This is a genomic window from Mesorhizobium sp. L103C119B0 (assembly GCF_000502235.1).
Taxonomy (GTDB): domain Bacteria; phylum Pseudomonadota; class Alphaproteobacteria; order Rhizobiales; family Rhizobiaceae; genus Mesorhizobium.
The window spans coordinates 1-18,039 of record NZ_AYXE01000004.1; the positions used below are offsets into that span (position 1 = coordinate 1).

General features: G+C 61.6%; 20 protein-coding genes and 1 pseudogene. 11 read left to right on the top strand and 10 right to left on the bottom strand.

The genetic code is table 11. From position 1 onward, the window contains the following. Window positions 1-124 precede the first annotated feature (124 nt). Together rhaI and ggt are read left to right on the top strand one after the other, a co-directional pair. A complete protein-coding gene (gene rhaI / locus X728_RS158660) occupies window positions 125-1,417 on the top strand; it encodes an L-rhamnose catabolism isomerase (RefSeq protein WP_023726817.1) in 1,293 nt (430 codons plus the stop codon). Between the two features lie 140 nt (window positions 1,418-1,557). Continuing rightward, window positions 1,558-3,297 carry a gamma-glutamyltransferase gene (gene ggt / locus X728_RS158655; protein ID WP_023831014.1) on the top strand — a complete coding sequence of 580 codons (1,740 nt, stop codon included), beginning with the start codon at window positions 1,558-1,560 and terminating at the stop codon, window positions 3,295-3,297. Window positions 3,298-3,314: 17 nt separating this feature from the next. Here ggt and X728_RS21950 read toward each other — a convergent pair whose 3' ends face one another. The 3 genes from X728_RS21950 to X728_RS158645 form a co-directional block, all read right to left on the bottom strand. Next, window positions 3,315-3,662: a hypothetical protein gene (locus tag X728_RS21950; RefSeq protein ID WP_032885862.1), complete on the bottom strand. Its 348-nt coding sequence runs from the start codon at window positions 3,660-3,662 to the stop codon at window positions 3,315-3,317. Between the two features lie 185 nt (window positions 3,663-3,847). Next, window positions 3,848-5,197, bottom strand: a complete 1,350-nt coding sequence (locus X728_RS158650) for a sigma-54 dependent transcriptional regulator (RefSeq protein WP_023730992.1) — start codon at window positions 5,195-5,197, stop codon at window positions 3,848-3,850. Further along, on the bottom strand, window positions 5,194-7,053 hold the full coding sequence (locus X728_RS158645; RefSeq protein WP_023696666.1) for an ATP-binding protein: 1,860 nt from the start codon (window positions 7,051-7,053) through the stop codon (window positions 5,194-5,196). Before X728_RS158645 ends, X728_RS158650 begins: the two co-directional genes overlap by 4 nt. A 219-nt stretch (window positions 7,054-7,272) precedes the next feature. Between X728_RS158645 and X728_RS158640 the strand changes: the two genes are divergently transcribed. Together X728_RS158640 and X728_RS158635 are read left to right on the top strand one after the other, a co-directional pair. After that, entirely contained in the window at window positions 7,273-8,619 is a 1,347-nt protein-coding gene (locus X728_RS158640; protein ID WP_155922526.1) for a dicarboxylate/amino acid:cation symporter, read from the top strand. 138 nt (window positions 8,620-8,757) lie between these two features. After that, a complete protein-coding gene (locus X728_RS158635; protein ID WP_023699534.1) occupies window positions 8,758-9,339 on the top strand; it encodes a histidine phosphatase family protein in 582 nt (193 codons plus the stop codon). 22 nt (window positions 9,340-9,361) lie between these two features. Here X728_RS158635 and X728_RS158630 read toward each other — a convergent pair whose 3' ends face one another. Next, window positions 9,362-10,114, bottom strand: a complete 753-nt coding sequence (locus tag X728_RS158630) for a pseudouridine synthase (protein ID WP_023831015.1) — start codon at window positions 10,112-10,114, stop codon at window positions 9,362-9,364. Between the two features lie 148 nt (window positions 10,115-10,262). On the opposite strand from X728_RS158630, the gene X728_RS1000000171440 reads away from it, so the two are divergent. Together X728_RS1000000171440 and X728_RS158625 are read left to right on the top strand one after the other, a co-directional pair. Next, window positions 10,263-10,424 (top strand): hypothetical protein, encoded by a 162-nt coding sequence (locus tag X728_RS1000000171440; RefSeq protein ID WP_023669672.1) that lies wholly within the window; start codon window positions 10,263-10,265, stop codon window positions 10,422-10,424. Window positions 10,425-10,452: 28 nt separating this feature from the next. Next, window positions 10,453-10,662: a DUF768 domain-containing protein gene (locus tag X728_RS158625; protein WP_023669673.1), complete on the top strand. Its 210-nt coding sequence runs from the start codon at window positions 10,453-10,455 to the stop codon at window positions 10,660-10,662. 104 nt (window positions 10,663-10,766) lie between these two features. Here the strand turns inward: X728_RS158625 and X728_RS158620 are convergent, their stop codons facing one another. Further along, window positions 10,767-11,225: a hypothetical protein gene (locus X728_RS158620; protein ID WP_023669674.1), complete on the bottom strand. Its 459-nt coding sequence runs from the start codon at window positions 11,223-11,225 to the stop codon at window positions 10,767-10,769. 190 nt (window positions 11,226-11,415) lie between these two features. Between X728_RS158620 and X728_RS158615 the strand changes: the two genes are divergently transcribed. Both X728_RS158615 and X728_RS158610 read left to right on the top strand, forming a co-directional pair. Next, window positions 11,416-11,679, top strand: coding sequence for a DUF982 domain-containing protein (locus tag X728_RS158615; RefSeq protein ID WP_023831016.1), 264 nt, complete (start codon window positions 11,416-11,418; stop codon window positions 11,677-11,679). Between the two features lie 60 nt (window positions 11,680-11,739). Beyond that, complete coding sequence (locus X728_RS158610) at window positions 11,740-12,339, top strand: SOS response-associated peptidase family protein (RefSeq protein ID WP_023732391.1); 600 nt, start codon at window positions 11,740-11,742, stop codon at window positions 12,337-12,339. 427 nt (window positions 12,340-12,766) lie between these two features. Here X728_RS158610 and X728_RS158605 read toward each other — a convergent pair whose 3' ends face one another. Continuing rightward, window positions 12,767-13,177 (bottom strand): hypothetical protein, encoded by a 411-nt coding sequence (locus X728_RS158605; RefSeq protein ID WP_023708169.1) that lies wholly within the window; start codon window positions 13,175-13,177, stop codon window positions 12,767-12,769. A 481-nt stretch (window positions 13,178-13,658) separates the two neighbouring features. Here X728_RS158605 and X728_RS158600 point away from each other — a divergent pair, with 481 nt between their 5' ends. Further along, on the top strand, window positions 13,659-14,492 hold the full coding sequence (locus X728_RS158600) for a Crp/Fnr family transcriptional regulator (RefSeq protein ID WP_023831017.1): 834 nt from the start codon (window positions 13,659-13,661) through the stop codon (window positions 14,490-14,492). Between the two features lie 396 nt (window positions 14,493-14,888). Here the strand turns inward: X728_RS158600 and X728_RS1000000171445 are convergent, their stop codons facing one another. The 4 genes and pseudogenes from X728_RS1000000171445 to X728_RS01000000166500 form a co-directional block, all read right to left on the bottom strand. Further along, complete coding sequence (locus X728_RS1000000171445) at window positions 14,889-15,173, bottom strand: PilZ domain-containing protein (RefSeq protein ID WP_023834289.1); 285 nt, start codon at window positions 15,171-15,173, stop codon at window positions 14,889-14,891. Between the two features lie 185 nt (window positions 15,174-15,358). Further along, window positions 15,359-15,601 (bottom strand): DUF982 domain-containing protein, encoded by a 243-nt coding sequence (locus tag X728_RS158595; RefSeq protein WP_023669677.1) that lies wholly within the window; start codon window positions 15,599-15,601, stop codon window positions 15,359-15,361. Continuing rightward, the gene (locus X728_RS158590) at window positions 15,601-15,831 is read right to left on the bottom strand and encodes a hypothetical protein (protein WP_023669678.1); all 231 of its coding nucleotides are present in this window, start codon (window positions 15,829-15,831) and stop codon (window positions 15,601-15,603) included. Before X728_RS158590 ends, X728_RS158595 begins: the two co-directional genes overlap by 1 nt. A 207-nt stretch (window positions 15,832-16,038) precedes the next feature. Continuing rightward, window positions 16,039-16,568 (bottom strand): annotated as a pseudogene (locus tag X728_RS01000000166500) (zinc-binding dehydrogenase); the annotation flags it as partial. 465 nt (window positions 16,569-17,033) lie between these two features. Between X728_RS01000000166500 and X728_RS158585 the strand changes: the two are divergent. Continuing rightward, window positions 17,034-17,243, top strand: coding sequence for a hypothetical protein (locus tag X728_RS158585; RefSeq protein WP_023672260.1), 210 nt, complete (start codon window positions 17,034-17,036; stop codon window positions 17,241-17,243). 134 nt (window positions 17,244-17,377) lie between these two features. Beyond that, window positions 17,378-17,569, top strand: coding sequence for a hypothetical protein (locus X728_RS0134590; RefSeq protein WP_023672259.1), 192 nt, complete (start codon window positions 17,378-17,380; stop codon window positions 17,567-17,569). The last annotated feature ends 470 nt before the right edge of the window (window positions 17,570-18,039 follow it).

Below are 18,039 nucleotides of genomic sequence, written 5' to 3' on the forward strand. Positions count from 1 at the left end.
ACGCATAGGGGGAGAGAAGTGTCACCTATGTATCCGGTTCAAAGTGTTACCCATCTATCGGCTGGACAGCCCGAAGGGCCGGATGAGGGGCAGCGCTGACTGAACGCATTGGGAGGAATAGCACTTGTCCGAAACCATCATCGCCGCCGATCTCGTCTCCAGCCACAACGCCCAGCGCAAACCCGACCTCGAACGCGACTACGCCTCGCTCGGGGAACGCCTCGACCGTCGCGGCATCGCCATCGACGCCATCCGCGGCAAGGTCGAGAAATTCGCCGTCGCCATTCCGTCCTGGGGCGTCGGCACCGGCGGCACACGCTTTGCCCGCTTTCCCGGCGCCGGCGAGCCGCGCGACATTTTCGACAAGATCGAGGACTGCGCCGTCATCAGCCAGCTGACGCAGGCGACACCGACCGTCTCGTTGCACATCCCGTGGGACAAGGCCGATCCGAACCGGCTGAAGCAGGCCGCCTCGCGCTTCGGCCTCGGCTTCGACGCCATGAACTCCAACACCTTTTCGGATGCCAGGGATCAGACGCTCTCCTACAAATTCGGCTCGCTTTCGCATGCCGATGCCGGCACGCGCCGCCAGGCCGTCGAGCATAATCTCGAATGCATCGAGATCGGCAAGACGCTGGGGTCCAGGGCGCTGACAGTGTGGATCGGCGACGGCTCGAATTTCCCCGGCCAGGTCAATTTCGCCAAAGCCTTCGAGCGCTATCTCGACGCCATGAAGGAGATCTATGCCGGACTGCCCGCCGACTGGAAACTGTTCACCGAACACAAAATGTACGAGCCGGCTTTCTACTCCACGGTCGTGCAGGACTGGGGCACCAATTACATGATCGCCAAGGAGCTGGGCGACAAGGCGTTCTGCCTGGTCGACCTGGGCCACCATGCGCCCAATGTCAACATCGAGATGATCGTGTCGCGGCTGATCCAGTTCAAAAAACTGGGCGGCTTCCATTTCAACGATTCGAAGTATGGCGACGACGATCTCGATGCCGGCTCGATCGATCCCTATCGGCTGTTCCTGGTCTTCAACGAACTGGTTGATGCAGAGCTTTCCGGCGCCGAGGGTTTCGATCCCGCCCACATGCTCGACCAGAGCCACAACGTCACCGACCCGATCGAAAGCCTGATGCTGTCGGCAGTCGAGGTGCAGCGCGCCTATGCGCAGGCGCTGCTGGTCGACCGCAAGGCGCTCGAGGGTTTCCAAGACGGCAATGATGCGCTGATGGCGACGCAGACTCTGAAAGCTGCCTACCGCACCGATGTCGAGCCGATCCTTGCCATGGCGCGGCTGAACACAGGCGGCGCCATCGATCCAGTCGCCGCATATCGCGCGGCGGGCTACCGGGCGAAGGTCGCGGCGGAACGGCCGGCGGTTGTGGGCGGTTCAGGCGGGATTGTTTGAGATTGGCTAATCTCCACCACAGGGGGGAGATCAGCTTGCCTCTGCCGGCAGGCGAACACCAATATGTGTTCGCTCATATTGATGATGGACTCGGCCGCTCCATGTAGCTCTTCTAGGCACACCGCACTTGGAGCACCGCCATGCCCTTGACCCGCCGGACGCTGATTGGCGTCACCCTTTCGCTCGCAATTGCGCTCGCGCCATCCGGCGCGCTCCATGCCGCCTCGCCTCAACCGGCGAAGGGCGAGCACGGCATGGTCGTCACTGCCCAGCATCTGGCGTCGGAAGCCGGCGTCGAGGTGCTGAAGAAGGGCGGCAATGCCGTCGATGCGGCGGTCGCCGTCGGCTATGCGCTCGCCGTCGTCTACCCTAATGCCGGCAATATCGGCGGTGGCGGGTTCATGACCATCCGCTTCAAGGACGGCAAATCGACCTTCCTCGATTTCCGCGAGCGCGCGCCGCTGGCGGCAACCAAGATCATGTATCTCGACAAGGACGGCAATCCGGTGAAGGGCGCCAGCCTTGATGGCTACCTTGCGGTCGGCGTACCGGGTTCCGTGGCAGGGTTCGAGATGGCTCGTGAAAAATATGGCACGCTGCCACGCCAGGATTTGATGGCGCCGGCAATTGCCTATGCCAAGGATGGCTTCATCCTCGACCAGGGCGACGCTGCTTCATTCGCAAGCAATGCCGCACGGCTGGCGAAGGACCCTGCCGCCGCCGCCATCTTCCTGAAGCCGGACGGCAAACCCTATGGCGCCGGCGAGCGTCTCCTCCAGCCCGATCTTGCAGCCTCGCTCGCCGCCATCTCCGAAAAAGGCGCCGACGCCTTCTACAAAGGCGCCATCGCCGGCGCCATCGTCAAGGCGAGCGGCGCCAGGGGCGGCATTCTGGCCAAGGCAGACTTCGAGCAATATAAGGTACGCGAGCTGCAACCGGTGAGCTGCACCTATCGCGGCTATGAGATCACGTCCTCGCCGCCGCCAAGCTCCGGCGGCGTTATCATCTGCGAAATCCTCAACGTGCTGGAGGGCTACCCGCGGTCCTATCTCGGCGCCGGCTCGGCCGAGACGGTGCATGTCATGGTCGAGGCGATGCGTTACGCCTATGTGGACCGCAACTCGGCGCTCGGCGATCCAGATTTCGTCGACAATCCGGTCTCGAAACTGCTCGACAAGGATTACGCCAAGGAGATCCGCGACAAGATCGACCCGTTCCGCGCCGGCGTCTCGCAGGATTTGATGCCGAAGGGCTTCGGCGAGTCGAAGGAAACGACGCACTATTCGATCATCGACGATGACGGCAATGCGGTCGCGGTCACTTATACGCTGAACGGCTCGTTCGGCGCCGGCGTGGTCGCGGACGGCACCGGCATCCTGCTCAACAACGAGATGGATGATTTCACCCAGAAGCCTGGCGTGCCCAACCTCTACGGTCTCGTGCAGGGAGAGGCCAATGCTATCCAGCCGAAGAAGACGCCGCTGTCATCGATGAGCCCGACTATCGTCGCCAGGGACGGCAAGCCGTTCATGGTTATCGGCAGCCCCGGCGGCTCGCGCATCATCACCATCACGCTGGAAGCCATCGTCAACGTCATCGACCACGGCATGAACATCCAGGAGGCGATCGACGCATCGCGCATCCACCATCAATGGCTGCCCGACACGATCTATGTCGAACCCTTCGGCCTGTCGCCCGACACTGAAAAACTGCTGGCCGGCATGGGCTACCACCTCGATCTCGCGGATTCTACTTGGGGGCAGGCGGCCGGCATTCTTGTCGGCGGCAAGAGCCTGGCGGAAATCGAGAAGGGCGGCGGCTCCCGCTACAACGGCGCGATCGACAGCCGCGCCGCATCCGGCGAGGCGATTGGCTACTGATCAAAACAAGAGATTGATCAGAGGACGAGCGTAAGCGTCGACCCGACGAGCATCAGCGCGGCGATCACGACGAACGCCGCGTAGATGCGGGGACGGTCGAGGAGCAGCGCATTGCCCGATATCCAGGCCGCGGTTGCGCCGCCAAGCGCAAACAGGAAGCCGTTCCGGTGACCAAAGGTCATGGAAGCGGCCATCAGCCCGCCAATGATCAGCGCGCCGAAGACGATGATCACGGCAACGGCGTATTTCTCGAAGTCGTTGCCGCCGCCCATGGCCGGGCCGATCGCGTTCAAATTCGTCAGATCGTCCGGATCGAACGGATTGGTCGATCCATATTCATCTTGACCGACAGGTTCTCGCATCATTCATTCTCCGCTGACCGGCAACAAATCATCAACATCTGCCGAGCGCAACCGGATCGCGCCGTGCCGAAGGCCGCCGATGCGGTCTTCAACACTTTCTGATGCCGACTTGCCACGGTTTTTTTGCGCCGGTTCACAAAATCTACCCTGCTTTCGGGTCCACACGCCTGAATTGCCTGGAAAATGAATTACCTGGAAAAATCGCTGCGCACGATGCCGTGCCGCTGCAGCTTGTCGTAGAAGGTCTTGCGCGGAATGCCGAGCGCTTCGATCGTGCGCCGGACATCGCCGTCATTGCGGCCAAGCGCCTCGCGGATGACATTGGCTTCATAGCGTTCCAGCCGTTCCGGCAGTGAGCTGGCGTCATCCGGCTCCGCCGGGGCGGAAGGTGGCGCTTGCGCCGCTTCCTCGAGTCCCAGCACGAAACGCTCGGCGAAATGCGCGAGTTCACGCACATTGCCCGGCCAGTCGTGCTGGCTCAGATGGCGGTGCACTGAGGCAGGCACGGCTGGCATTTGCCGGCGGAAGCGGGCGGCTGCACGCTCTGCGAAGTAGAAGAACAGCAGGGCGACGTCGTCGCGGCGTTCGCGCAGCGGCGGGATCGAGATCGTCACCACATTGAGCCGGTAGTAGAGATCCTCGCGGAAGGCGCCGCGCCGGCTGGCATCGCCGAGATCGACCTTGGCGGCGGCGACGACGCGCAGGTCGACCGGCCGGATTTCATTGGTGCCGAGCGGCGTCACCTCGCGCATTTCCAGCACCCGCAGCATCTGCACCTGGGTCGAGGCCGGCATGCTTTCGATCTCGTCGAGAAACAGCGTGCCGCCGCTCGAATGCTCGATGCGGCCGATGCGCTTCTTCTGTGCGCCGGTGAACGCGCCGGCCTCATGGCCGAACAGTTCGCTTTCGATCACCGTATCCGGCAGCGTGCCGCAATTCAGCGCCACGAAATTGCCCTTGGCGCGGCGGCTCCAGCGGTGCAGCAGGCTCGCCACCACCTCCTTGCCGGAGCCGGTCTCGCCAGTCACCAGCACGTCGACATCGGTGTCGGCGATCTGCCGCAGCGTGCGGCGCAGCCGCTCCATCGCCGGCGTCTGGCCGATCAGCGGCAGGCCGTCCTGCGCCTGTTCGGCGCTTTCGCGCAGCGCGCGGTTCTCCATCACCAGTCGGCGTTTTTCCGCCGCCCGCGCCACACTTTGCGCCAGCCGGTCGGCGGCGAACGGCTTGGTGATGAAGTCGTAGGCGCCGTCCTTGATCGCCTTGACCGCAACCGCGATGTCGCCATGTCCGGTGACCAGGATTACCGGAATGTCGGCATCAAGCTGCAAGACGCGGTCGAAGAGCTGCAGGCCGTCAATGCCGGGCATGCGGATGTCGGACACCACCACGCCGGGAAAATTGGCGTCGAGCCCGGCCAGCGCCTCGGCCGCCACCGCAAAGGCCGAGACAGAAAAACCAGCGAGTTCCAGCGTCTGCCGCGTGGCCCTCAGCAATTCGCTGTCGTCGTCGATCAATACGACCGGTGCGGTGTCCATCATGCTGCCCTGGCGAGGTGAATGGTAAAGCGCGTGCCGGCCTGGCCGCTCGCCACCTCGATGCGTCCGCCATAGTCGGCGACGATGTCCTGCGAGATGACGAGGCCGAGCCCGAGGCCTTTTTCCTTCGAGGTGTTGAACGGCGTGAACAATGACTTGAGGATGGCAGGCGAAATGCCCGGCCCATTGTCGGCGACGGCAAGCGCCACGCCGTCGGCCGTCTCCTGGGCCGACACCTGCACCCTGGCGCCGTCGCGCCCGTCCAGCGCTTCCAGCGCATTCTGGAACAGGTTGATCAGCACCTGTTCGAGCCGCAGCCGGTTGCCCATCACCTTGAGCGTTACCGGCGGCAGCGTGATATCGAGCGCGTCCAGCCGGCCGGCAAAGCGGCTTCTGAGCAGCACCACGGCGCCCTCGATGACGCCGCGCAGTTCGACCGGTTCGGCTGCCGTGCGCCCCTTGCGGGCAAAGACCTTCAACTCTTCGGTGATGCCGCCGATGCGCTCGGTCAGCGCGGCAATCGCTCCAAGGTTCTCCTCGGCCGAGGCGGTCTGCTTGCGCTCCAGGAACACACGCGCATTGTCGGCATAGGCGCGGATGGTCGCCACCGGCTGGTTGATCTCATGCGCGACGCCGGCGGCAACCTGGCCGAGGGTAGCAAGACGGTTGGCCTGCACCAATTCCTGCTGCATGACCTGCAGCTTGGCTTCGGTGCTGCGGTGATCGGTGATCTCGGCCTGCAGCCGGTCGCGAGCCAGGCTGAGGTCATGCGTACGCTCGACGACGCGGCGCTCGAGCTCGATGCGCGCTGCCTGTTCGGCGGCGATGCGCATCTGCGCCGACTGACGGCGCCACAGGAGGTAGCCGGCCAGCGCCAGCAACGGCACCACGACGCCCAGCGCCAGCAGCCGCATCTCACGCACCGCAGCCGCGATCGGCGCTTCGACCGGCACGAGATAATCGAGCCGCCATGGCGTCGATTGGACCAGTGTCGAAAGCCTGAGATATTCGGCATCGCTGCCGCCCGGTGTTATCGCATGCACCATCGACACGTCAGGGCTCAATGCCTCGGGGCGTGTGATCGGCAAGGGGATCAGCGGCGCGTTGCCGAATTGCTGGCTGCTCCGGATGGCGGCAGCCACCGGGCCGGCCAGCGGCGCGGTGGTCATGAAGCGCCAGGACGGCACGCTGGTGATCAGCACGACGCCGTGGTCGTCGCTGACATAGGCCGGCCGGTTGGCCTCATGCCAGTCGGCTTCAAGCTGGTCGAATTCCATCTTGACGACGACGACGCCGAGCGGTGCCGCCGCATTGCCGACGCGACGCGAAATGTAGAGGCCGGGGCGCTTGCTGGTGTTGCCCAGCGCAAAATATTCGGCCGTTCCCGATTGCATGGCGCCGGAGAAATAGGCGCGGAAGCCATAGTCGTTGCCGACGAAGCTGGTTGTTTCGCGCCAGTTGCTGGAGGCGATCGCAAACCCGTCGACGCCGGTGACGTAAAGCACCGAAGCCTTGGTGCCGGAGACCAGCCCTTCGAGCTTGCGGTTGAGCACGTCGATCGTGACAGCGCCCTTGTTCTGCAGGGCGTCGTGCACCTGCTGGTCCTCGGACAAGAGCAGCGGCAGCGCCCGCGGGCTTTCCAGCACGGCGCGCAGCAACGCTACCTTCAGATTGGCATCGGTGCGGCCTTGCGCCGCCAGTGCCGCGACCTCGGCGCGGCGCGCGTAGAAGCCGGCGCCGGTGAGCGCCGTGGCAACGATCACCAGCGCGATCGCCGCAAACAGCAGCCAGGCGCGACGCGCGCTTTTGCCGAGTTGCTCGGACGTCGGCGACAGGACCGCGGCAGGGCGTTGCAGCATTCCCTATTTGTGCATAATTTCGCACAAAGCACAATTCAATCATGCGGATGTCCGCACTTGCGGTTAAGCGGCATCAGCCTCCATCGGTCGAATACCCAACAAAATCAATGGCTGCGGTAATGCCGCACAGTCTGGCACGGCAGTTGCAATCACCGATACAGCAGTCGCAAGGCTGCGGAAACAACTGCCCCGGGAGGTCGAGCTTTCGATCGGGGCGCCATGGAGGACGTCATGCAGCCAGCATTCGCTGCCGCCGAACCGCGCGGCAAGCTACCCTTTTACCGTCATCTCTACGTGCAGGTCCTGACGGCGATCGCCGCCGGCGTGCTGCTCGGTCATTTCTATCCCGAACTCGGTGCTTCGCTGAAGCCGCTCGGCGATGCCTTCATCAAGCTGGTCAAGATGGTGATCGCGCCGGTCATCTTCCTGACGGTGACCACCGGCATTGCCGGCGTCTCCGACCTGAAAAAGGTTGGCCGCGTCGCCGGCAAGGCGATGATCTATTTCCTGGTCTTTTCGACCCTGGCGCTGGTCGTCGGCATGGTCGTCTCCAACGTCGTCCAACCGGGCGCCGGCATGCACATCAATGCGGCGACGCTCGACCCCTCGAAGGTCGCCACCTTCACCGAGAAGGCGCATGACACGACCATCGTCGGCTTCCTGCTCAACATCATCCCCGACACCATCACTGGCGCCTTCGCGCAAGGCGACATTCTGCAAGTGCTGTTCTTCTCGGTACTGTTCGGCATCTCTCTCGCTCTGGTCGGCGAGCGCGGCCGCCCGGTCGTCGATTTCCTGCAGGCGCTGACCTCGCCTATCTTCCGCCTGGTCGCCATCCTGATGAAGGCCGCCCCCATCGGCGCCTTCGGCGCCATGGCCTTCACCGTCGGCAAATACGGCATCGGCGCGATTGCCAACCTCGCCTTTCTGATCGGCACCTTCTACCTGACGTCGCTGCTCTTCGTGCTGGTCGTGCTCGGCGCTGTCGCTTGGTACAACGGCTTCTCGATCCTCGCCTTGATCCGCTACATCAAGGAAGAGCTGCTGCTGGTGCTCGGCACCTCGTCCTCGGAAGCCGCTCTTCCCGGCCTGATGGCCAAGATGGAGCGCGCCGGCTGCAACCGCTCGGTGGTCGGCCTGGTCATCCCGACCGGCTATTCCTTCAACCTCGACGGCACCAACATCTACATGACGCTGGCGGCGCTGTTCATCGCCCAGGCGACCGATACGCCGCTCACCTATGGCGACCAGATTCTGCTGCTGCTGGTTGCCATGCTGAGCTCCAAGGGTGCCGCCGGCATCACCGGCGCCGGCTTTATCACGCTGGCCGCCACGCTCTCTGTCGTGCCTACGGTACCCGTTGCCGGCATGGCGCTGATCCTAGGGGTCGACCGCTTCATGTCGGAATGCCGGGCGCTGACCAACTTCGTCGGCAATGCAGTGGCTACGATCGTTGTGGCGCGCTGGGAAGGCGAACTCGACCAGACCAAGTTCGCCGCCGCCATGGCCGGCACATTGTCCGAGGAAGCCGACCTGGCGCTGTCGGGCGATCTGCAGCCCGCCTGATTACTGAACGCAGACGTTCGCCACAAGGCCGCAGCCGGTTCGCCCGTTGCGGCCTTTTGTTTTGGCGCGCATGGCGGCTGGTGTTGGCCAAAGCTTCCCGGCTAGGATGTCGGCGGTTTTCAACCGAAAGGCCGGCGAATGAGCAGTGCATACCCCGAGATCTATCTGGTCCGTCACGGCGAGACGGAGTGGAGCGCTTCGGGAAAACACACCGGCCGCACCGACATACCGTTGACGGCAAAGGGCGAGGCGGCAGCTCGCGGCGTGGCAGACCGGCTCAAGGATCTGTCCTTCCAGGCGGTGTGGTCGAGCCCGTCGCAGCGCGCCTACAGCACCTGCACGCTTGCCGGCTTCGGCGCTGCTGCCGTCAAGAAGGACGACCTGCAGGAATGGGACTATGGCGCCTATGAGGGCGTTAAGACCAAGGAGATTCTTGTGCAGCGCCCCGGCTGGCAATTGTTCCGTGACGGCTGTCCCGACGGCGAGTCGGTAGCGGATGTTGGCGCCAGGGCCGACAGGATCATCGCCGGGCTGCGGGCAATCGAGGGCAATGTGCTGGTGTTTTCAAGCTCGCATTTCCTGCGCGTGCTGGCCGCGCGCTGGCTCGGTCTGCCACCCGAAGGCGGTGCGCACTTCGTACTTGATACCGCGAGCCTCAGCATCCTCGGCTATGAGCACGATCTGAGCGAGCCGGTGATACGCAGGTGGAACCAGAAGTAGGGTTTCGCGGCAAGCCTGCCTCTTAACGCGCGAGCACCGCCAATTCCTCCGATGTCAGATGCCGCGCCTTGCCCTTGGCGAGTTCGCCGAGCTGCAAACCGCCGATCGCCACCCGAACCAGCCTCAGCACCTCGATATCGAATGCCCCGAGCAGGCGGCGGATCTGGCGGTTGCGGCCCTCGTCGAGCACGATTTCCAGCCAGGCAGTGCGGCCGCCGCTGCGCAGCAGTTCGATCGAACTTGCGATCAGCAGTTCGCCGTCGACGATCGCTCCGTCGCGAAAGCGCGCCAGCATCGCATCGTCGGGCGCGGTACCGATCTGCACATGATAGGTCTTGGCGACATGCGAGGCCGGATCGAGCAGGCCGTTGGCCCAGCGCGTGTCGTTGGTCATCAGCAACAGGCCTTCGCTGGCCTTGTCGAGGCGGCCGACCGGCGACACGAAAGGCAACTCCAGATCCACCAGGCAGTCATAGACGGTGCCACGATCCTGCGGGTCATCGCGCGTGGTGACCTGTCCGCGCGGCTTATTGATCATCAGGTAGACTTTTGCCTCGCCGACGATCTGCTCGCCGTCGACAGCGATGCGGTCGCGGCCGAGATCGACGCGCAGCGACCGATCGCGCACCACCTTGCCGCCAACCCGCACGCGCCCTTCGGCGATCAGCAGCTCGGCCTGCTTGCGCGAACACAGGCCGAGTTTGGAAAGCGCCCGGTTCAGGCTGACGCCTGCGCTCGCGGCCTGGTGTCGGGCGATGTCTGGTGGCCGTCCCATGTCCTGCTTGCCATCCCAATGATCGGCATCGACAATTGCCACGCCCTGCATCGGCTTCGCAACCTGCCGCGGCACCAACATCACGGGTCGCGGGAGCGGGGCTGTTCTCAAATACGATGTGTCAGGGGGTCGGGCTCAACAGCCCGCCATGGAACGCTGCCCCGCGACGGACGTTGTTGCCGACGAGCGATTTGTCGCGAAAGGCACCGCCATGAAGAAAATCTACCAAAAGCCGACGCTCGTGAAGCGAGGCAGGCTCACCAGCCTGACGGCTCAGATCGTCGCTTCTGGGGTCATTCTGGGGGAATGATCCCCCAGATAACGGAAGGGATAAATCGATGAGCGAGCGCGGCGTTGATTTCCTGCAGGGCTGGATCCACGAGCACCTGCCGGGCGAACTGCCTGCCGACAAGGCAACGGCTCGAACCCTAACCACGCGAGCTGCCCTGGATGCTCGGCATTTAGGCCTTGAGGTCAGCGAGATCGAAGAGGATCTCGGTCCGCTGGAACGGGTGATTTTCGAGGCGCTGGATCAGCCCGATATCTGAGCCCCGACATCTGAGCCCCCGATATGAGGCCATTGCAGGCGATATTGGCCCATCGCCATCTTGGCGGGGGGCTTTTCCGTGATGGCATCCGTGGGTGCGCAGCCCTAGGCAGCCCGCGCAGCTGACGCTCCCCGTGCCGGCGGCAATTCGAACACAGTGGCGCCGTTCTCTCGGCCGCGTTCGACATAACCGATGACACGGAACCATTTGCCGACGTCGGCCCGCTGTAGCCAGCTGCGCGAGTGGATGGGAAGGTTGCCGGCCAGCGCCTGAATGTGGCGGATGTGGCGCCTGCAGAAGCGGACCGTCGCGGCGCTGAAGAAACCCTCCTGCGCGGCAAACAGCGTGTCGGCGGCGTCGCTGTTCTCGTGCCAGGCGACGATCGCCACCGTCTTGTCGCCCTCGACCAGCGCGTGCGCTCGGCCTTCCTTCAAATTCATCATCAGATTGTCGTAGGCGACCTTGCTGTCCTTGCCGGCGGCCACATACTCGTCCGACATCCGCGTGGACAGATCACGGAAGACACTTTCGAGATCGCCGATCGTAGCTGCGCGTGCTCGCATTTCTCCTCCTGCAGCCCCGGCAGGCAGTTTGCCCCAGGGAGAGGGGATCACCAAGCAAATCAAATCCGCCATTTGGCCGATGCGCGCAAAGTGATTTCAGAAGGCGGGTTTATTGCGTTGGCAAATCGCTCCCGTGGAACCGAACTTGCCTCCCCCGAATTGACTCGCGATCGCGTTCGGGAGGGGAAGCATGCAAGATCAGCATTTCGATGAGCCGGTTCGCGTGGCGCTCGGCAGGTCCAGAAACACGATCTACAAGGTGGAGCGTGTCGCGCAGGCCGCTGACATCCTCATGAACCGATGGCCCGTGAAGACAGGCGGCTATCACGTCGCCGCCCGCAAAGCCTGCCTTGGCGTTCTGGAAGGCCTTCAAGAGGCGCGCTATGCCCGCGCCGCCTTCGTCAACGCGGCGATCGAGGCCGATATACTGCTCGAGCGCGACCGCGAGAGTTGAGCGGTCCATCGCCTCTTTGTTTGGCGTGAGGTAAACTGGCAGACCGGTCGGGAGCCGTCCATGTGCAACGACTATGAGCAGCATATTCTCTGGGCTGAATATTGCCGGATGCTGGAGTCGCTGGCACTCGAGATCCCGACCCATCAGACCGAACTTGACCTGCCGCGGGTTGATGACATCCATATCAACGATCCAGCCCCGATCATGCGCGCCGCCGGCGACACTGGCGTTGTTGAACTGACGTCGATGACGTTTGGATTTCCGCCGGCCGGCCCGAAAGGCGGACCAGTGTTCAACTTCCGCTCCGAAGGCCGGCAATTCGCCGGCAGCAAACGCTGCCTCGTGCCGGCATCCGCCTTCTTCGAGTTCACGGGCACGAAGTATCCGAAGGCAAAGCATCGCTTCACGCTCAACGGCTCGCCGTTCATGGCCATCGCAGGGCTTTGGCGTGAAGCTGCCGGCAACAAGCCGCCAACCTTCACCATGCTGACAACCGAGCTTGGACCGGATATTGCGCCCTATCACAGTCGGCAGGTCGTGGTGCTTCGGCCCGGCGATTGGGCGGCTTGGCTCAGTCTGACGAAGCCGGAAGCCGAACTGCTGCAGCCGCTTCCAGCCGGCTCGCTGCGCGTGGAGACCGTGCGCCCCGAAAGTTCATAACTCGGTTGCGCAGGCTTGCCGGCACAGCCGGCAGGCCGAAATCAGGAATCCGTCGGTGCGGCGCCAGGAAGTCAAGCCCTTGATGTTCAGAGAAAACTGGTGCCCAGAGGCGGAATTCAAGTGAAGAAAATCCCGTTTTGCTTTCAGATACTTAGGGGAATGTTAGCCGCATCTGCTACCAACATAAATACCAACAAAATATTCCTGTGGATTGGTTCGGTTCCTGCTATTTCTCTCAATGCCTTGCACCTGCACCTTGTCTCTTCCGGTTTAGTCTACATCCTTCTTGGTCATACCTCATCATGCGGGGTCGAGTGAAGACCACGGCTGGCCAAGACGACTTAATCAGAACGGATGGCCATTGCGCCCAATATCGGGATCGCTTTAGGCGGTTTCTGAAAGCCGACATCGTGCGAAGAACAGGTGGCTATTTACGGGTCCTGAGACCTTGGCCCATACACCGCTTTGTAGGGTGGACGCGGCGCAGCGAAAAGCGCGGCCAGCCGTTCCTCATGTTGCTTGACCAGTGAGGCAGCAATAACAGGTAACTCTGCGGCGGACCGGTGTAGTCGTCGAGGTCGATCGGATTAGACTTCATAGGTGCTCCGTCGATGCGTAGTAGACGGTCTCGTCCTACCAGCAGCCCAGCTTGGCCCAGTGCATTCTGGCTTTGCAGGCGCATGGCGGCAGAAATGATCTCGCGCCAGTGCCTGATACCGCCCTTGGCGATTTGGCCCTTGGTGAAGGCGAACTCCAATTCAACGCAGCCGAGAGACAGGATGTCGATTTGATGTCGGTCAATTGCGTAGCAGGCCATGGCATCGACCAACGCTGTCATATAACTGGCATAGTAGGATCGGCGCCTCGGAGGTGCCGGGCCACATCCACCCGCTTGGGCCGTCCCCAAGTCTGATATCTGTCAGGAGAGCCACAACTCGCTCCGGCTCACGATCGAAAGTCGCAATCGCTTGAAGGCCCTTTAAGCCGGCGACTACCTCGAACCCGGCCTCCCGGAGAGAGTTCTCGACGTCTCCACGATCAGCACGGAACCCGATGACATTGAAAGCCTGCTTCGTGCGCCCCAACAGTTGAACGGCTGCGAACTCTTAAGGTTCCTGGCGCGCAATAGCACTCGTTAATCCGGTGGAAAGCAGGTTGTGATCCAGCCGTTTCGAACAGGTTGCGGCAGGCGAAAAGGATTGAGGACAGCTGAACTTTGCGCGCATCATCGACGCACTGACCATTGGCCTTCGTCTCCTCTAGGCAGCGGGAACATTAGCGCCAACTAAAAGTTGGGAGCATACACGAACAGGTTCTTGATGGCACATGATCATTCTTTCAAAATGTTGATCCGCAAGCTCCAAGCCATCTCGGAACTCGCAGAATCAGACATTGCGACCTTGGGGAACATCTCGATTCAGGAGAAGAGATATCAGGCCAACGAAGACATTCTGCGCGAGGGCGATAAGCCGAGCCTTTCGTTCGTCGTTCTTGAAGGCTTAATAGGGTCGATCAAACTAACCGGGGAGGGGAAGCGTCAAATCTCCTCCTTTTTTGTTCCGGGCGACATTCCCGACCTGCATGGTTTGCATTTGTCGGTCATGGATTGCACTTTCACCCCTCTGATGCCCTCTCNCTTTTTTGTTCCGGGCGACATTCCCGACCTGCATGGTTTGCATTTGTCGGTCATGGATTGCACTTTCACCCCTCTCATGCCCGCTAGGGTGGGCTTCATGCGGCACGACGAACTTCGCGCCGTTTGCGACCAGCACTCTTCGATAACGAGAGTGTTTTGGCGCTCGACGGTGATCGATGCGGCGATATATCGAGAGTGGGTCACCAACGTCGGTAGGCGCGACGCCTACTCGCGTATGGCTCACATTCTTTGCGAACTCATTGTTCGCCTTCGCTCGGTAGGCCGCATTGAAGATCATGTGGCCTATCTCCCCATAACGCAGGCTGCACTTGGCGACGCACTTGGCCTCTCTACCGTGCACGTGAACCGAGTGCTTCAGGACCTTAGACGCGACGGTCTGATATCCACCGTTGGCTCGCGTTTTCATGCGACCGACTGGGCAGGGCTCGTTCGCGCCGCAGATTTTGACTCTACCTATCTTCATCAAAGGGCTGCGCAGACGGGTGCCGGTTTCTGATCCTGCTGGGTCGCTCATGATCCGTTGAGCCCTCGCGATCCTCAAAACCGAATCTCCTGTAGAACCCGCACTCCAACAGGAATGTCGATCACCGCTTGAGAACTGGACCGCAGACTTACCTAGCGACGGCATGGCTTCTCAAAGATACGACCTCAGGAGGGACTCGACGAAACCTGAGCGGTGTTTGACGCGTTCACTGGCCAACCAGCCGAGGCGTGGGCGATCCGGCTAAATATCTGGACGAGGAATATTCCCGCGATTTTGTAAGCCTTCTGACCGTGTCGACCTGAAGCGAAGTTTCGCCGGGGGGTAATCTCTAAAGTGCGACTGCCATGGAACACGTGCCGAGCGCCGGAGAGTGTCCAATTCCCCGGTCTGTGCATCCCGGGCACAAGCTCAGCCATAGTGGAGACGCGGCTTTGGCAACGTTCCTATAAATTGAACCCCAATTCGGTCGTTCCTGCGCCACCGCAGGACTGCCTGGTAGGCAACGCCGTCGGTCGGCACGTAAACCACGAACCGCTCAGGGACACGCGATTCCACCGGGACTTTGAGCTCAGCTCCGCCACTGTTTTGGTTCCGAATGGTGCAACTGATCTCGGAGTTTGTGATTCCGCTGATGATTGAGGCGCCTTTCAGCACCCGCTGCCTCCGTTCGCGGCGATGCTCTTCATCAACCATGTGACCTCCATCGGTCACCCGCGGCCCTATATGGTACGCGCACCGGCGAATAACTGTCCATCTAGGTCGTCGCTCGTTAGTGTCTCACTTTAAAGTTTGACGACGGAGACGGACAGCATAAATGCCCGTTGCGCCGGTGAATTCGCAACGCGAACAGACCCGAATGGGCTCGTCGTATAGCGTTGTTAATCCGGCAGCAGCATCTCCTCTTCATCGGCCGCGGCTTCGAACAGCAGCCGGAAGTCATTACCCGGCATTTTGCCATCCATCGCAGATAGGCAAGCTTCGGCCGCCAGCCGCCACTTGGGGCCACGATTGGACCACTTTAGGAGCTCCTCGGCGGCGGCATCAACCCGGTTGACACCAAGGCGAAGCCCCGGGCGCTCAGTCTTCACATAAACCGGAGGGTTGAACCAACGGTGGGGCATCACGCCTCTCGAACGTCAAAGGCGATGAACAGTCCCCAAACGGAGGCTGATTTGACGATCATTTCGACTAACTGGCAGTCAGTTTCGAGAAGATCGCCGCCGCGCTCACGGACCGCTACAATGGTCGCTTTGACGGAAATAATGTCGCCGGGTTGAGAGCCCAACAGGACCTCGCGGACCAGCTCCTTGGCCGTTTGCTGCGTAGGCCGAACAGGTGCTTGAATGTCCATCCCATCCTCCCAGAGAGATAGAACCTCAATCAGCTATTCTGTGGGTCACTTTCCGAAAAAGGCAAGAGTCGGAAACGTACAAAGTAGGTTCCCGCAAACACCGCCCTACGATGGCTAAATCCCGCGACAGGCGCTGATTTGCACCTCACCGTGTCAGCTGCCAGAGGCGGCCATACGGAGAGAGGACCGGCCTCCTCTCCCAAGTTCTCACGGACGAACGCGGACAACCGTCTTTCCTGCGCGTCGGTCCGTTGAGTTGAAGGTGCCGATGGCATCATCCAAGCTCGAAACCTTGCCAATGTTCGTCCGCAGTCGTCCATCGCGGATCCGCTGCACTATCTCAGAGAGCTGAGGGCGATCAGCCTCGACGACGAAGTCAACGGTCAGGCCATCGGCAGCTCGAATGTCCGTTGGTCCAACGACTGTGACAAGGATACCTCCGGCGCGGACGAGCGTTGCGGATCGCTTCTGGATATCGCCGCCGATGACATCGAACACCAGATCGACGCTGCCTACATCTTCAAGGGTGTCTTTTGCGAGGTCGAGGAATTCATTTGCACCGAAGTCGAGCNCTCCCTTGCAAGCTGCGCCACCATCGAACCGACGGCACCGGCAGCGCCATGCGCGAGAACGCTCTGCCCGGCCTTGATGCGGCCATGCTGAAACAGCCCCTGCCATGCGGTTAGGCCGGAGATCGGCAGGCTAGCGCCCACCGTAAAGTCGACATCGCCGGGCAGCTGATCCAGTTCAAGCGGATCGTGATCTGGTTGCTCGTGCCACATCACCTGGCGGAAATCGCGTTTGTCGACCTGCTGACCGATCGGGCATGCGTGAAATCGATCGTCACAGTCCTGCGGTTGGTGTGGCTTGCCGGGGATAGGCGGGTCCAAGGTCGGCTATTCTAGCCATGCGCGACCGAACAAGATGCTGCGGCAAAGTTCCGTCAGTTTGGTTTTCTCAGTTGGTGAAAGACATCGCACCAAAAGCGGTAGTCATCTGGTCGACCGTCGAAATGCGCCTCCAAAGCGCAGTGCGCCACGGCGGTCGGTGCTTCCATCCCATAAAGTTCGATCGCAGATTGAGCGGCCTGATCTCTGTCGACGAGATCGGCAATCTTCAAAGCGGCGAAATCAGCGCTCCGGATCGCGAGCCTCCGTGGACCAAATATTCCCAACACCTAAGGGTGACTATATGATCCCCTCATGGCAACTCTGCGGTACGACGAAAGGCAGGAACCGGATGGGACGTGGACGGTATTCGACGTGTTCACCGGGCTCCCGGCTATTGTAGCGGGCCACCCATCTGTCGACCTTCCCGACATGGAGTATGCCGAAGAGCTGGCCGCCATCCTGAATGCCAACGACCTGAAGCAGAGGCTATCTCACGGTAGGTTCCCCGGAGGGTTCGCCTGACCGAAGTGGCATTAGCACCCGATCGTATTGCCCATCCAGGTTGGTTCGTCCGATCCGAACAAGCAATTGTTATTGATCTACCGGCTACGACGGTTTTAAGTCGACTCGCCATTGCTTTTCGTAGGGAGGACGTGATGGGCAACGTGGTGCCAATCTGCAAGGCCGCGCCTTGCGTGGAAGTGGTCGGAGCCAGTGGCGAATGGGTCGTCCGCATCATTGAAACTGACCAGGAAATTACACGCTCATTCGCCCTGGAATCGTTCGCACTGGCCTTCGCAGAAGGCCAGCGGATACGCCTGCATCTCGACAAGGTTGTGCGGCTTTAGGACCCTCCTGCGGCTGGGTACCCTCAGGGCCGCGACGGTGATGGCCCATTGTTCCATTGCTGGTGAGGCTTGCGGTGTGACGTCTCTGTCGTCAGCCCGCGCGGCCGGAAGGGCGGCAGGCTTTTTATTGGTTGAGATCGAGCGGCTCGTGATCGGGCTGCTCGTGCCACATCACCTGCCGGAAGTCGTGTCGGTCTACCTGCTGGCCGCAGATGGGGCACGCATGGAAATGCTCCGGCCAGTCAGCGTCATGTGGCTTGCCGGGCTTAGGCGGTCCAAGGTCAACAATTTTCGTCATCACCAACGAACACGGCGACCCGGCAAAAGTTCCGGGGGGTGTGTGTGCATGCGTTCGAAGGGCTGACAACAAGACCCCCACGCCGGAAGGTGAATGATGATCGCGACGCTAGCCTAGCCATTCCCCAACGGCTCGGACAAATCCGGTTCCCGGCGGCGTTCCCGTCGTTCTT

What these genes read in the sequence shown, in the direction of transcription:
- X728_RS158640 (WP_155922526.1), top strand. Translation starts at nt 7,273, where the DNA reads ATGGAGGACGTCATGCAGCCAGCATTCGCTGCCGCCGAACCGCGCGGC.
- X728_RS158650 (WP_023730992.1), bottom strand. Translation starts at nt 5,197, where the DNA reads ATGATGGACACCGCACCGGTCGTATTGATCGACGACGACAGCGAATTG.
- X728_RS1000000171445 (WP_023834289.1), bottom strand. Translation starts at nt 15,173, where the DNA reads ATGGTTGATGAAGAGCATCGCCGCGAACGGAGGCAGCGGGTGCTGAAA.
- X728_RS158605 (WP_023708169.1), bottom strand. Translation starts at nt 13,177, where the DNA reads ATGACAGCGTTGGTCGATGCCATGGCCTGCTACGCAATTGACCGACAT.
- ggt (WP_023831014.1), top strand. Translation starts at nt 1,558, where the DNA reads ATGCCCTTGACCCGCCGGACGCTGATTGGCGTCACCCTTTCGCTCGCA.
- X728_RS158595 (WP_023669677.1), bottom strand. Translation starts at nt 15,601, where the DNA reads ATGCCCCACCGTTGGTTCAACCCTCCGGTTTATGTGAAGACTGAGCGC.
- X728_RS158585 (WP_023672260.1), top strand. Translation starts at nt 17,034, where the DNA reads ATGGCAACTCTGCGGTACGACGAAAGGCAGGAACCGGATGGGACGTGG.
- X728_RS158620 (WP_023669674.1), bottom strand. Translation starts at nt 11,225, where the DNA reads ATGCGAGCACGCGCAGCTACGATCGGCGATCTCGAAAGTGTCTTCCGT.
- X728_RS158590 (WP_023669678.1), bottom strand. Translation starts at nt 15,831, where the DNA reads ATGGACATTCAAGCACCTGTTCGGCCTACGCAGCAAACGGCCAAGGAG.
- X728_RS158615 (WP_023831016.1), top strand. Translation starts at nt 11,416, where the DNA reads ATGCAAGATCAGCATTTCGATGAGCCGGTTCGCGTGGCGCTCGGCAGG.
- X728_RS158645 (WP_023696666.1), bottom strand. Translation starts at nt 7,053, where the DNA reads ATGCTGCAACGCCCTGCCGCGGTCCTGTCGCCGACGTCCGAGCAACTC.
- X728_RS158635 (WP_023699534.1), top strand. Translation starts at nt 8,758, where the DNA reads ATGAGCAGTGCATACCCCGAGATCTATCTGGTCCGTCACGGCGAGACG.
- X728_RS158625 (WP_023669673.1), top strand. Translation starts at nt 10,453, where the DNA reads ATGAGCGAGCGCGGCGTTGATTTCCTGCAGGGCTGGATCCACGAGCAC.
- X728_RS0134590 (WP_023672259.1), top strand. Translation starts at nt 17,378, where the DNA reads ATGGGCAACGTGGTGCCAATCTGCAAGGCCGCGCCTTGCGTGGAAGTG.
- X728_RS158610 (WP_023732391.1), top strand. Translation starts at nt 11,740, where the DNA reads ATGTGCAACGACTATGAGCAGCATATTCTCTGGGCTGAATATTGCCGG.
- X728_RS158630 (WP_023831015.1), bottom strand. Translation starts at nt 10,114, where the DNA reads ATGGGACGGCCACCAGACATCGCCCGACACCAGGCCGCGAGCGCAGGC.
- X728_RS1000000171440 (WP_023669672.1), top strand. Translation starts at nt 10,263, where the DNA reads ATGGAACGCTGCCCCGCGACGGACGTTGTTGCCGACGAGCGATTTGTC.
- X728_RS21950 (WP_032885862.1), bottom strand. Translation starts at nt 3,662, where the DNA reads ATGATGCGAGAACCTGTCGGTCAAGATGAATATGGATCGACCAATCCG.